The 13,432-nt window shown below is 46.8% G+C and carries 14 protein-coding genes; 10 read left to right on the top strand and 4 right to left on the bottom strand.

Going from position 1 to position 13,432, the window contains the following annotated elements; translation table 11 throughout:
* The first annotated feature begins 66 nt into the window (after window positions 1–66).
* Entirely contained in the window at window positions 67–750 is a 684-nt protein-coding gene (locus QFZ48_RS07755) for a hypothetical protein (protein ID WP_429061832.1), read from the top strand.
* Here QFZ48_RS07755 and QFZ48_RS07760 read toward each other — a convergent pair.
* Together QFZ48_RS07760 and QFZ48_RS07765 are read right to left on the bottom strand one after the other, a co-directional pair.
* Window positions 728–3,250 (bottom strand): TonB-dependent receptor plug domain-containing protein, encoded by a 2,523-nt coding sequence (locus QFZ48_RS07760; protein ID WP_429061834.1) that lies wholly within the window; start codon window positions 3,248–3,250, stop codon window positions 728–730. The genes QFZ48_RS07755 and QFZ48_RS07760 overlap by 23 nt on opposite strands.
* Window positions 3,251–3,260: 10 nt before the next feature.
* Entirely contained in the window at window positions 3,261–4,175 is a 915-nt protein-coding gene (locus tag QFZ48_RS07765) for an SAM hydrolase/SAM-dependent halogenase family protein (RefSeq protein WP_429044342.1), read from the bottom strand.
* Between the two features lie 88 nt (window positions 4,176–4,263).
* Here QFZ48_RS07765 and QFZ48_RS07770 point away from each other — a divergent pair, with 88 nt between their 5' ends.
* The 3 genes from QFZ48_RS07770 (at window position 4,264) to QFZ48_RS07780 (ending at window position 6,892) form a co-directional block, all read left to right on the top strand.
* On the top strand, window positions 4,264–5,085 hold the full coding sequence (locus QFZ48_RS07770) for a DUF6597 domain-containing transcriptional factor (RefSeq protein WP_429061836.1): 822 nt from the start codon (window positions 4,264–4,266) through the stop codon (window positions 5,083–5,085).
* Window positions 5,086–5,146: 61 nt separating this feature from the next.
* A complete protein-coding gene (locus QFZ48_RS07775) occupies window positions 5,147–5,689 on the top strand; it encodes a GNAT family N-acetyltransferase (protein WP_429061837.1) in 543 nt (180 codons plus the stop codon).
* 105 nt (window positions 5,690–5,794) lie between these two features.
* On the top strand, window positions 5,795–6,892 hold the full coding sequence (locus QFZ48_RS07780; RefSeq protein ID WP_429061839.1) for an acyltransferase family protein: 1,098 nt from the start codon (window positions 5,795–5,797) through the stop codon (window positions 6,890–6,892).
* A gap of 12 nt (window positions 6,893–6,904) precedes the next feature.
* On the opposite strand, the gene QFZ48_RS07785 is transcribed toward QFZ48_RS07780, so the two are convergent.
* Complete coding sequence (locus tag QFZ48_RS07785) at window positions 6,905–7,801, bottom strand: alpha/beta hydrolase (RefSeq protein ID WP_429061841.1); 897 nt, start codon at window positions 7,799–7,801, stop codon at window positions 6,905–6,907.
* 291 nt (window positions 7,802–8,092) lie between these two features.
* Here QFZ48_RS07785 and QFZ48_RS07790 point away from each other — a divergent pair, with 291 nt between their 5' ends.
* The 6 genes from QFZ48_RS07790 (at window position 8,093) to QFZ48_RS07815 (ending at window position 11,618) form a co-directional block, all read left to right on the top strand.
* Window positions 8,093–8,566, top strand: a complete 474-nt coding sequence (locus QFZ48_RS07790) for a carboxymuconolactone decarboxylase family protein (RefSeq protein WP_429061842.1) — start codon at window positions 8,093–8,095, stop codon at window positions 8,564–8,566.
* 36 nt (window positions 8,567–8,602) lie between these two features.
* Complete coding sequence (locus QFZ48_RS07795) at window positions 8,603–8,941, top strand: YciI family protein (protein WP_429044330.1); 339 nt, start codon at window positions 8,603–8,605, stop codon at window positions 8,939–8,941.
* 61 nt (window positions 8,942–9,002) lie between these two features.
* Window positions 9,003–10,253 carry an RNA polymerase sigma factor gene (locus QFZ48_RS07800; RefSeq protein WP_429061843.1) on the top strand — a complete coding sequence of 417 codons (1,251 nt, stop codon included), beginning with the start codon at window positions 9,003–9,005 and terminating at the stop codon, window positions 10,251–10,253.
* Window positions 10,237–10,818: a Crp/Fnr family transcriptional regulator gene (locus QFZ48_RS07805; RefSeq protein WP_429044324.1), complete on the top strand. Its 582-nt coding sequence runs from the start codon at window positions 10,237–10,239 to the stop codon at window positions 10,816–10,818. Before QFZ48_RS07800 ends, QFZ48_RS07805 begins: the two co-directional genes overlap by 17 nt.
* Before the next feature lie 76 nt (window positions 10,819–10,894).
* Complete coding sequence (locus QFZ48_RS07810) at window positions 10,895–11,302, top strand: DUF4267 domain-containing protein (protein WP_429044321.1); 408 nt, start codon at window positions 10,895–10,897, stop codon at window positions 11,300–11,302.
* Complete coding sequence (locus QFZ48_RS07815; RefSeq protein WP_429044318.1) at window positions 11,292–11,618, top strand: hypothetical protein; 327 nt, start codon at window positions 11,292–11,294, stop codon at window positions 11,616–11,618. The genes QFZ48_RS07810 and QFZ48_RS07815 overlap by 11 nt, the downstream gene beginning before the upstream one ends.
* A 52-nt stretch (window positions 11,619–11,670) precedes the next feature.
* Here QFZ48_RS07815 and QFZ48_RS07820 read toward each other — a convergent pair whose 3' ends face one another.
* On the bottom strand, window positions 11,671–13,425 hold the full coding sequence (locus QFZ48_RS07820) for a SusD/RagB family nutrient-binding outer membrane lipoprotein (protein WP_429044315.1): 1,755 nt from the start codon (window positions 13,423–13,425) through the stop codon (window positions 11,671–11,673).
* Window positions 13,426–13,432 lie beyond the last annotated feature (7 nt).

Genomic DNA, 13,432 nt, shown 5'->3' on the forward strand with positions numbered 1-13,432 from the left:
CGGGTTTCCGTTTCAATAGCTTTTTACTTTACCTTTATACGGTACCTCTAATCCCACTGCTGCCGTATGAAAAAAATTGTTCTGTTAGTAATTGCCTGTATGGCCGGATTACCGGTTTTCTCTCAACGTTTTGTACATGGCATCGGGTTTTCTACATTTATTGATCATACTTCCAGGTACGGCAGCATCGCCAGCTTCAGCCTTTCCTATGCCATCCGTTACAATGTGATGGAAACAGATAAGATGACTGTTTCGGTGGGTATTCCATTATCAGTTGGCGGGTCGGGGGAATCTGACAGCAATATGGAATCGTATTATGATGCGGAGGGTAATATTGTGTATTACTATACCCGTGACGAGGATGATGGTACCAGGACAAAGCCCAGGGGTATGGTCGATATCCCGCTTATTATTAACCTGAACTTCGCCGGATTTTCTTCCCTGGATAATAAAAGCTCCGTAGGTTTCTTTGTGGGAGGCGGGCTGGCCTACCATTACGGCCCTGTAAATGTAAAGTACAAAGACCGTAACGGCGGCAGCTTTACAGATTCTACTACCCAGCATGCTGTGGGGCCGATAGGCAACCTGGGAATGCGGATCGGGCTTGGCAAAAAGAAGAATGGCGCTATTGAAATCAAGGGCTCTTATATGAAGAGCTTAACAAAGCGACAACCTGATATTTACGGTATCAGCTTATTATATATACTTCCTAAAACAGGCAAATACGCTAATTCCTACGGTTTATATTAATCCCCACCCTTGCAAAATAAAATGATCCGACTGTGCCCATCTGCACCGACGCATATTTAAACACGCCGAAATAACTGTTGCCATATACCTGTTCGTCCGGGAAAACATCGAGGATGTTATTGGCGCCCACCGTAATGGTAACGGGTTTCAGGTTATAGCTGAAAGACAGGTCCGTTACCACTTTTCCTTTGTGCACCTGCACTTCTCCAAAGGGGAAACTGTTGCGGGATACTTCTCCGAAATATACATTTCGCAGTAACACACTGAATTTTTTATAACCATAGGTAAGCGATAAATTAGCCTTTACGCGTGGTGTACCATCCGTGATAAGAATACTGTCGTTGGGAGAAAAGAAGATCTGTTCTTGTCCTTTTAAACCGTCGGGAATATGCAGGTTGCCGGTGATCTTATTTTTATTGTAGTTGAATCCCAGCGAGGCATTGAAACTATGGGGACCGGAACGTAAGTTATAGTCGGCCACCACATCAATGCCAGCGGTGCGGGTATCAATACCATTGCTGAAAAAGCGTGCAGAACTGGCGCCCAGCGGATTGATAATCTGCTGGATGGCATCCACCGGATCGCCGTTGGCATCAAAGCCAAAGCTGCCGGTTAATACAATCCTGTTTTTGATGTTAGTGAGATAACCATCTACGGAGATGCTGAAATTATGGGCGGCCTGTGCAGTAAAGCCCAGGCTGTAGTTTACAGATGTTTCCTGTTTCAGCTTTGGGATACCCAATGCTTTTGCCACGGTGCTCTGGTTGGTAAAGAACCCGGATTGACCGAGCGTGTTGTCCGGTAAAATATCTGTGCTCACATAACTGAAATACTGCTGATGCAGGGAGGGCGCCCGGAAACCATTGCTCACGGCGCCACGCACGTTGAGCACATCAGAAATTTTATACCTCGTCGCAAATTTACCACTCAGCGCTGTTCCGAAGTCGCTGTAGTGTTCCAGTCGCGATGCCGCGCTGATCAGCCACCTGGAAGTAACATCCAGTTCGCCATCTATATAAACACCTGTGTTATTCCTGTTTTTATGGATGGCATTATCCGGTGAAAACCCGGTAAACGACTGCGATCCGCCTGCCAGCCCGGAGGGGTTAGATACGGTACCATCCGGGTTTTCCACCAATGCATAATTTTTCCAGGAGGCCTCTTCCCCGGTGCGGATGCGGTAATCATCTACCCTGAACTCCGCGCCAAAGGCCAGGTTAAAGCCAGCAGCCACGCCTGCAAAGCGACGGCTAAAATCGAGGTTGGTAGTGTTCTGTAAAAATTCATGTCCGCCGGCTTTGAAGCTGGTGGGAGATGCATTCTGCAACGAGGCATTTACGGTATGATCTACCTCATAGTCGAAACGGTTATCGCCCAGCGTATTGCTTAAGTCGGCCTGCCATTCACCAAATTTATGTTTCAGTCCTACGGCGATGGAACGGTCGTGGATACGTGAACCAGTAGTAGGCTGAAAACCATCCGGATAAATCGTATATACGTTTACGGTAGGATCGCTTGGTAAGCGTCTGAAGCCGAAGCCTTCGCCCTGGCGGTAACTGTAGCCACCAAAAGAATAGAATTCACTTTGGCTGTTGTTAAAAGGGAGCGATAAATTATAGAATACGCCACCATTCTTTATTTGTGCATCGCCGATCTGGAAATTAAAATCATCTCTTTTTAGTCCTTTCTGCTTCAACATATCGTCGTCGTATTTCCGGGAAGCAGCGGGATCGTTGGTAAAGTCGTACGCGAAATAATTATCGAGGGACGACTGGTCAAAGATGATCAGGTTATTATTTTGCGCGCGGGTAGTTTTACCTCTCTGGTAAGCTTCCCCGGTGATATTGATATAACCGCCCTGTTTGCCGAGGCCGGCGCCGTAGTTGAGGCTCAGCTGGCCAAGACCGCCGTCGCCACGGGAGGTAACGCCGCCGGTTAATGCAGCAAATAGTTGCTGCGTGTTTTGCTTCAGGATGATATTAATCACGCCTGCAATGGCATCGGAGCCGTATTGCGCAGAAGCGCCGTCGCGCAGCACTTCTATGCGTTCAATGGCAGCAGAAGGAATGGCATTGAGATCTGTTCCTACAGAACCGTTGCCAATGGTGCCCTGGTTATTGACCAGCGAGGTAGTATGACGGCGTTTGCCGTTAATCAGTACCAGCAGCTGATCGGGACCTAGCCCGCGGATGCTGGCGGGATCAATATGCTCGCTTCCGTCTGAAGAGGACTGCCGGTTGGAGTTAAAAGATGGGGAAATATACTGCAGGATCTGGTTCAGATCATTTTGCGGTGTGAGTATTTGTATTTTGGAGAGATGAAAAACATCTACGGGCGCCACGGTGTTTAGTCGTGTGCGGCCACTGCTGCGGGTACCTACTGTTACCACTTCATTCAAAGTGCGTATAGCCGGGGCCGGTATAGTATCTGCCGCGGTTTGCGCAGTGGCGGCGCTGCTGATCAATACAAAAATAAAGGCAGGGTATAAAGATCTTATCATCAGTAGCGATTTATTTTTTAGGAGATAAAGTTACTTCCACGCTCCACTCACTACCGCTTCCGATGTGATAGGCAGCGGCAAAGTTGCCCTGGTTGAGCGCAAAAGACAGCTGCAGTAAGCTGTTCAGGTAGCTCAATGGTTTTCCTTCCGGTACTGCGCCAAAAGTTTGACTGTACGGCGCCGCTGTTTGATGTACTTTTTTCCCGTTATGGAAAAATGTGACCTGCAGTACATCGCCGTATTGAGGATGCAGCTGGTTGAGAAGATCGGCGCTGATGTTGGTCCACACATTACCATATTGCACATCCAGGATGGAGATGTTGCCTTTCAGTTTTCCGCCTTCCAGCACGGCCGCCTGGTAAGGTATTTTTACTACCTCTTTGGGCAATACCGGTCCTACCTCTTCAAAGGTGATAGCGCCTGCTGCCAGTCGCGCGCCGGTATAGGCATATACATCCCTGCCATGGAAAGTGTAGGATTTCTGCGAATCCTTACGACGGTTCACGGCTTCATTGATTTCACGTATTTCCGCGATGCCTTCGGAGGCTGCAATGAGGGTGAGGGTGCCGTTGTCTGGTGTTACAATAAAGTGGCCATTGTTTGTTTTGAGCACTACCGATTTACGGCTGGTGCCTACGCCGGGGTCTATTACCGATACGAACACGGTACCTGTTGGCCAGTAGGGAACTGTTTGTTCCAGCCGGTAGGCGGCTTCCCATATATTGTATGCGGGTATTTCGTGGGTGAGGTCATATAGTTTCAGGTCGGGCGATACGCCGGAGGCTACGCCTTTCATGGCAGAAACGGCGCCATCTTTCAAACCGAAATCCGACTGGAAAACAACTATTTTATTTTGTGCAAATCCAATGCTGGTAGCTAGTAATAATGCCAGGCTGGCGATGAAGCGGTGTGTTGCGATGCTCATGGGGGAATGTAATTAGTCTACAAATTTAGTAGATTATTATGAAATCATTAAAAATTATTACCTTGAATATAATTCATCTGCTATTAAAATGAAGTACCAGGAATTATCACCGCCGGCATATCTTAAAAACCACGTCCGTTATTTCTGGACGCTGGAGAGTAATGATGTTGCCCACGTGCCTAAAATTTTCGGGCCAATGGCAGATGGTTGTCCCGGTTTAATTTTCCAGCAGTCGGCCAGCGGTACCTTTTACCAGGAAAACAAAGAGTTGCCTGATTTGTTGTTGTACGGCCAAACCACGAAATATACGGAGCTGCATGTAACCGGCACTATCTGTTCCATTGGGGTGTGCTGTTATCCGCATGCGTTGAAATCTGTTTTTGGTTTGAATGCCGATGAGTTAACCAATTCCTGTTTAGACCTTGATATACTGTCGGCTACCAGGGATTTTTACCTGGCAGAAAGGCTTGGCAACACGCCTTCATTAACAGAGAAGATAGCCGTTATTGCTGCCTTTTTATTTAAGCAGATAAATGAAAACAGCACGCCTGCCGATGAGGTGACGCACTTCGCCTTATCGCAGATCATTGCATCCGGCGGCAGTATTCCGTTAAAGGACTTACAGCAGCAGTTGCAGTTAACGGAAAGAAGTTTCGAGCGCCGGTTTAAACAGGGCGTTGGCATCTCTCCGAAATTATTTTCCCGCATATGCCGTTTTCAAAATTCCCTGAAGCAATTAAAAAGCAACAACTACAGCAAGTTGTCTGATATTGCCTTTGAGCATGATTATGCTGACCAATCCCATTACATCAGGGCCTTCAAAGAGTTTGCGGGCTTCTCTCCTTACCAGTACCAGAAAAAATCGACTGAAGCAGAAACAGGAAGTAATTTCCTGTTGATGACCAGGTAAGTACTCCCAATTTTTGTTCTTATAGATAGTTCCTTTAAATTGGACGGCAAATGACACGTGTATGGAGATTTTCGCATCTACCCCCCGGCTGATTTTAAGGGAACTGATACCTGCTGATGCCGCCGGCATGTTTGAACTGGATTCAGATGAAGCGGTACATTTATACCTGGGTAACAAACCCGTAAGCACCATAGCAGAATCGCGGGAGGCCATTCAGTTTATCCGGCAGCAATACCGGGAGAACGGTATTGGCAGATGGGCGGTGATAGAAAAAGACACCAACCAGTTTGTGGGATGGGCGGGATTAAAACTGATAAAAGAACCTACCAACGGCCATGTTAACTACTACGACCTCGGCTATCGTTTTATAAAAAAATACTGGGGAAAGGGATATGCTACGGAATGTGCGCGGGCCTGCCTGGAATATGGCTTTAACCGGCTCGGGCTGGAAAATATTTATGCCATTACCGATGTAAACAACGATGCGTCGAAGCGCGTTTTAGAGAAGGTGGGCCTGAGCCTGGACGGCACTTTTCACGACGGCGAAACGATGCTTAACTGGTTTACAATCAGCCGGGAAGCATGGAACAGATCGCGTAACTGACAGGAGGATACTGACTGAAGTGTAATTACAGCAGCCCGGTTTAACTTGCTTTACACAAAAGTGACCGGTGTTGCCATCCTTTACCCTCAATCAGTATCCCTTTTTATGAAGATTAACAGCATACAGTTATTAAGGGCAGTAGCAGTTATCCTCGTGGTACATGTACACGCCATCGACTTACAGGAAGCATTCACCGTTTCCCATCAGCAAAAATTTTATTTCCTTGAAAACTTTGGTGCTATTGGCGTAGATCTCTTTTTTGGGATATCGGGGTTTATCATTAGTTATGTAGCCAGTAACTATTTTGGTGCACGTGACGGGGTGGACTTCCTGAAGAAGCGGTTCCTGCGGATCAATCCTATTTATTATGTAGCCAGTGTGTGTTACATGGTATTCTTTTGTTTTTTTGACCAGATGTACCCCATCACGGCTATTCTTTACGGGTGGAGGGATACGATCTTTATGTTACCGGTATTGAACTCGCAGAAGTGGCTGGCGCCTATCCTGGTGGTGGGCTGGTCGCTGAGTTTTGAGTGGTGGTTCTATTTCCTTTTCTTCTTCCTGATCCTGTTCCGTACAAGATACAAAACCTTATTGCTGTTACTTGTTATTCCTGCGCTTGTGGCGGTGGGTCAGTTGCTAAAGCCAGCTGATTTCCGGCTGATATTTTACACTAACCCTATCATGCTGGAGTTTCTCTTCGGGGTGATCATTTTCTGGCTGTACCGGCATGTAAAAGTGGCTGCCGGCATAGCCGGGCTGCTGCTCCTGCTGGGCGTGGGCGGTTATATTTATAACATTGTGTATGGATTTGGAAATATTTCTGAACTGAGCAGTGTGACCGGTGGCACCGGCAGTTTGAAAAGGGTGTTATTGTGGGGGTTGCCCAGTGCGTGTATCCTGGCGGGTTGCATTTTCCTGGAGAGGCAGGGTGTATGGACAAAGCTCTGGAATAACAAATGGGGTTTACTGATAGGCGATGCTTCTTATTCTATTTACCTGACCCACTATACTTTTTATTATTTCATCGCGCAGATATATGCCGCCACCGGCTACTTCCTGAATGCCGATCTTTCCGTTATCATACATATGGTGCTGGCGGTGGCGGTAGGGGTTTTCTTCTACTACAAGGTAGAGCGGCCGCTGATAAAGCTGCTGCATTCCAGGCCCGCTGCGCGACCTGTTCATACGGCTATGCCATGATTTAATATCAGATCAGGGGGTGTTGGGAATCCAGCCCCCTCTTTTCATCCACCACACCATGGGGTCCAGCCATTCGTTTACGGGTAACCGTTGGGTGAAGCCGTGGTTGCCGGTGGGATAGAGATGCAGTTCAGCGGGAATGCCTCCTCTCAGCATGGCCTGGTAAAAGGCGATGCTGTTATTTACATTCACCACGGCATCATCGCTGGTATGCGTGATATAGGCCGGTGGTGTATTATTGTTCACCCACTCTTCGTTGGAAAAGAAGGCAATTTTTTCTTTGGAAGGATCATTTCCTATCAGGTTGATGCTTGATCCCTGGTGTGCCAGGTCCTTGTTCATGCTTATTACGGGGTATACGAGGATCATGAAATCCGGGCGCAGATCGGTGTTTTCCTTATTGGGCACATAACTCCTGGCGCTGTGGGTGCCCAGCGTGGAGGCCACGTGTCCGCCGGCGGAATAGCCTGCAATCCCAATTTTATGCGGGTCCAGCCCCCATTCCGCGGCATTCATGCGTACCAGTTTAATGGCCTGCTGTGCGTCCTGAAGCGGTCCTATGCTTTTATCGCGCATGGTGGCATCTGAGGGCAGCCGGTATTTTACCACGAAGGCGGTGACTCCTTTTGTAATGAATGCTTCTGCGATTTTGGTGCCTTCCTCTGCGAAGGCCAGGAAGGCGTATGCACCGCCGGGGAAGATGATCACCGCCGCCCCGTTGGGCTTTTCCGGCTTATAGATGGTGATGGTGGGGGCATCTGCCGGTGCAGTTTTCCCGATACTGTTGGGAATGGAATCTTTGTACAAAGGTCTTATTTCCTGGGCCTTTACGGATATAGCGGTAAATGGCAGCACAAAAACAAGGAGGGCCAGCATTTTCCCGATGCGGGGATAATTATGTTGAATCATCCGTCAAAAGAAAAAATTCCGGCCCGCCGGAGTGTTTTACAATTGTAAAAACCAGGTGATTAACAAATGACTCACCGGAATGGTAGCGTGGTAGTTTGCGTGTTTTTCTGCAAAGGCATAAGAAAATGGGAACCAATGGTTTTCCCTTACCGGACACATGCTTGGATATCCTTTACCCATCTGCCTAAAAAATATTTTAAAAAAAATTTCCGGAAGATGTCCAATTTCCTTTTTCCCGATCCTTATTGGTGTATAAACGAACAAATTCATCACCAATAAAAATTTAAAACCATGAAACAGAGAATCAATCTGCTGACAAAAGGAGCTAACGCAGTAAAAGCATTATATGGCGTAGGTGCATATCTTGCAAAATCATCCATTGAAAAATCCCTGCAGCATTTAATTTATTTCCGGGTATCCCAGATGAATGGCTGCGCATTTTGCCTGGATATGCACTCCAAAGATGCACGTGCAGAAGGGGAAACGGAGCAGCGCATTTATATGCTGGCGGGCTGGAGAGAAGCTACTGTGTATACCGACCGTGAGCGGGCTGCCTTTGCCTGGGCAGAAGCAGTTACCAGGCTTACCAACGGCGATGTGTCCGATGAAGTATATGACGTAGTTCGTCAGCAGTTTTCAGAGGAAGAGATTGTAGACCTGACAATAGCAGTTACTACCATTAACAGCTATAACCGTCTTAATGTAGCTTTCCGTACCTCAGCAGGAAGTTATACGCCGGGGATGTTTGCCGCCAAAGCAAATTAATTCATATATTTCATCCGTGATTTAAATTATAAAAAGATGAAAGAATTCTTATTGTTATTTCGCCAGTCGGAATATGCGTACCGCGAATTATCGCCGGATGACTTCCAGTCGCTGATGAAGAAGTGGCAGGATTGGGCAGGCGGTATTGCTGCACAGGGCAAACTGGTGAGTAACGGCCGTCGCCTTTCTACGGAAGGGAAAGTATTAAAACCAGGAGGCGTTATTACCGATGGTCCGTTTGTGGAAATCAGGGAACGGCTTGGCGGCTTCCTGGTAGTGCAGGCCGATACGCTGGAAGAAGCTACTACATTGGCTCATGGCTGCCCGGTGCTGGATGCCCAGGGCTGTGTGGAAGTGAGGGAAATAGTCTCGTAACCAGTATCAGGGGAAATAAAGAAAACCACTCTTTCGTTAGAGTGGTTTTTACTGTTTTAGTATGGAAAAGGAACACGAATCACTGAAGGATTTATTTAAGCAGGAATTCTCAAAGATGGTAGCTGTGATCAGCAAACTTTTCGGGTTGCAGCATATTGAGATAGCAGAAGATATTGTGAGTGAAACATTTTTACTCGCGTCGGAAACATGGGGCGTGAAAGGACTCCCTCCCAATCCTGCTGCCTGGCTTTATACCGTAGCCAAACAAAAAGCCATACATCATTTCAGAAGAAATAAAATATTCGACAAAAAAGTACTGCCTGAAATAGTAGCCAGACAGGAACTGGTGGATGATGCCGAAGCGCTGAGTTTCTCGCAGGAGAATATCAAAGACAGCCAGCTGCAAATGCTTTTCGCCATCTGTAATCCGTCTATTGCCAGCGAAGCGCAGATAGGGCTGGCGCTGCGCATCCTTTGTGGTTTCGGGATAGATGAAATTGCAGAAGCTTTTTTGTCCAATAAAGAAACCATTAATAAAAGATTGTTCCGGGCGAAAGAAAAACTGCGCGAAGAAAAGATCAGGATGGAGTTGCCCCCGGAAAATGAAATTCCGCAGCGGCTGGATAATGTATTGCACATTATCTACCTGCTTTTCAGTGAAGGATATTACTCCCAAACACAGAACCAGATCCTGCAACAGGATCTTTGCCTGGAAGCGCTTCGCCTGGGATTAATGCTGACGGCTTACGACAAAACCAACCGGCCCAAAACAAATGCGCTCATTGCCCTCATGTGTTTCCACGCTTCCCGCTTCAATGCCAGGCAGGCCGGCGAAGGCGAGGTGGTGCTGTATGAAGCGCAAAACGAAGCGCTGTGGGACCAGGCATTGATCAACCAGGGCATTTATTTCCTGCAGCTTTCTGCTGAAGGCAATGAAATCAGTTCCTATCACCTGGAAGCCAGGATCGCTTACTGGCATTGCATGAAAGAGGATACGCCGGAAAAATGGGAAGAGATCCTGCAGCTATACAACGCGCTGCTGATGATCAATTACTCCCCCAGTGTAGCGCTAAACCGTACCTTTGCCCTGTATAAAGCAAACGGGCAGCAGGAAGCGCTGGCAGAAGCAGAAAAGTTGAAGCTGGAGAATAATCATTTCTATTATGTGCTGCTGGGAGAACTGTATAAGAATATTGATAATGATAAAGCAAAAGCGAGCTTTCATAGAGCCTGGCAGTTAGCTAAAACAGATACCGAAAAACAAGGCATACAAGTACAAATAAACCGGCTTACCGATGAGCATACACACTAATCTGATCAGGGCTATGGAACATTTCATCCGTATGAATGAAGCCGAGAAGCTATTCATTTCCTCGTTGTTTGTGAGCCGGGAATACCAGAAGAATGATTATTTTCTGCGGGAAGGACAGGTTTGCCGGGAAGCGGGTTTTATTGAGAAGGGATTGATCCGGTACTACAGCATTAAAGACTCCGGGGAGGAGCTGACATTTGATTTTGGAAAGGAAAATGAATTTACCTGTAATTACGAAAGCTTTCTTGATCATTCTGCTTCGCAGCGCAGCATCCAGTGTATTGAGCCAACCACAATACTGGCGATTTCCTATGAAAATCTTCAATTGCTTTACAGCAAAGTAAAAGAAGGGGAAAAATTTGGCCGGTTGATTTGTGAGTACCTGTATTTGAATGCCATAAAAAAAATCACTTCTATTTATAGCGATCAGCCGGAGCAACGTTATCTGCAATTCGTTAACAACTATCCCGACCTGCAGCAGCGCATCCCGCAGTATTATATTTCTTCCTTTGTAGGCGTAAAGCCTCCGTCTTTAAGCCGGATCAGGAAAAGGCTGGCGATGTAGATTTATTAACCTGGGTGAACGAACCCGTGGAAAGCTGTTTTTACCTTTGTTGCATCATCATAAAATAATGCAACAAATGAAAAACACATCTGAAAAAATCGCCTTTTACGCCACCGTATCCATGGGGATATTGCTGGTATTTATCGGGCTTCGCTTCCTCCTCTCCCCGCTGGTGGCGGAAGCTGCTTTTGGCATCCACGTACCTGTAAACGGTAATTTCTCCTTTCATTATATCAAAGGTATCCGCGATCTGTTTACCGGCATTGTTATACTTGGCGTACTATGGACCGGCGAGCGGCGTGCATTGGGAGTGCTATTACTGGCAGGAGCCATTATCCCGGTGGTGGATTTCAGCCTGGTGTTGCAAAATCCCGTATATGAAACCGGCAAACTGATTCCGCACGTGGTAGCTATTGTAATGGCGCTGGTGCTGGGAGGTTATTATCTTTCTTCCACCGCCCAAAAAACATCCCATGCTCTTTAATATTGTGTTGCTTCTGCACTTCGGATGCTTTTTAGGATATCTCGCTATATTGGTGGCGCAGCGGACCGATTACCATACAAAAGTGCGCGACCATAAAGGGCTGATACTGGGCATTGTACTGCTGGTAACCGGTATCATACTGGTGGCGCTGAAATATCCGCATGTCAATTATTACAAAGTGATACCCAAAACCGGCCTGTTCGCGGTGGTAACGTTCATCAATATACGTTTCACAAACAAAGTATTTACAAAGCCGGCTTACTATGCGTTACTGGCGTCAACGCTGGCAGCCGCCTGCATAGCGGTATGGCATTAAAAAAGGGAGCTAACCAATATGGTCAGCTCCCCATCGACATCATTGCTCTCTGCTATTGATAATTATAATTATCCCAGTAAGGATTTTTTGCTCTTGCTGCAGCAGGCACCCAGAAAATCGGGCTGGTTAAATTATTTTCTCCTGCTACTTTCTTGAAGTTATCCGGGTTGTTGGTCAGCTCAATAGTTGGATAACGTACTCTTTCCGGCATTGGTTTCCATACGGAAGTATGCCAGGTGAAGGGTTCCAACTTCGGATGACGGGTCCTTCTCAGTTCTGCCCACAGTTCGTAAGGCTGGTAGAGGTTCAGGTGAATATACTTTTGCTGCATCAGGATTTCCATTTTGTCGTCCAGTGTAGCGGCCAGTGTAAATTTGGCTTTAACCACATCGCCCCATGCGCTCACTACTGCTGCAGATGGTTTCGTAGGGTATACCATGGCTGTTTGCTGAGGTGTCATCTGGGTTTTAGCGTAGCTGCTCAGTTGATTAATGGTGTACCAGAAATCTATCGAGTGTGTTACCTCGTCTTTGATGTGTTCCTCAGCGGATTTGCCAGTATTCGCTAATCCTTTCAGCGCTATTTCCGCCAACAGCAGATCCAGCTCTCCCAATGAACTCATATAAACCGGCATCTTCGCATTCTGGTGGAAGGTAGCATGGTTGTAAGTAGATTTGGCATTGGTAGAAAAAGTAGAAGCGATATTATCTGCATACGGATAATACCTTTCTCCGCTGTTATACAATGCCGTTTGTTCTTCAATATTAGCAGATACACCACGGTAATCCAGGTATTTGGTAGGCATAGCCAGCACGGGCAGGCGTGGATCATCAATCCCTTCCTGGTAAGCAGGTGTGCCGTAGTTCATCCTTTTCATGATGATGTTCGGGATAAAGGAGGCGAAGGTATTTTCATACACCCCACGAATCCATGTGCCGCCACCGGTGGGATCAATATCAAACCAGTAGAACCAGTAAAGATCTGTTTGTGGCAAAGGCTTAGCCAGTGCTGCCTGGATCAGCGGTTTGGCATATGCTTCTTCCACTCCGGCGATTCTTACCAGCAATTTCAGGCGGGTAAAATTGATCAGGGATACCCACTTATTGATATCACCGTGGAAGGCTATATCCTGCTCCGTAAATACGGTTTTGGCATCGGCCGACATCTGTGAATAGGCAGCGGGCAGTTCATCCACAATAGTTCCCAGTTCCTGTATGATAGACTGGTAGATCTCTTTTGGATCATCGTATTTAGGGAAGAGGTATTTAGGTTCTTTTTTTGCTCCCTGGAAAGCATCTGAATAAGGAACCGAATTAAAGAAATCTACCAGCTTGGCGCTTTGGTAACATTTTATAAAGCTAACCAATTTCAGGTATACATCTCCATCCTGTTTCAATTGCCCGGTACGTGCATTCACAGAATCCCTGATCACTTCATAATTCTTCAACCGGGTATAACTGTGTTGAAAGAAAGATTGCCCGTTGATGGGAGAATCATCAAATCCGTTACCGGTGGTTAAATCATTGTATGTGGAGAACCAGTCGTAGCGATAAGATACAAACCGTTGCACCACTTGCTCATAGCCGGTGATACTGGTACCTCCGTTGAGCAGGTAATACCACTCGCCGTAGTCCTGTGCAAATATTTTATTGTTTGTAAGCACGCCGGTAAATAAGCCGGGCACCACATCTATAGTACTGCCGGTGGAGAGCTTGTCTTTGTCGTAGAACCGGTCTTCCAGGTCTTTTTTACAAGCTCCCAGGACGGAAGCAGAAAGCAGGAAAATATATAAGTAAGCTTTTTTCATTTTTTTC

Origin of the sequence: Chitinophaga sp. W2I13 (assembly GCF_050434005.1) — a bacterium.
GTDB lineage: Bacteria > Bacteroidota > Bacteroidia > Chitinophagales > Chitinophagaceae > Chitinophaga.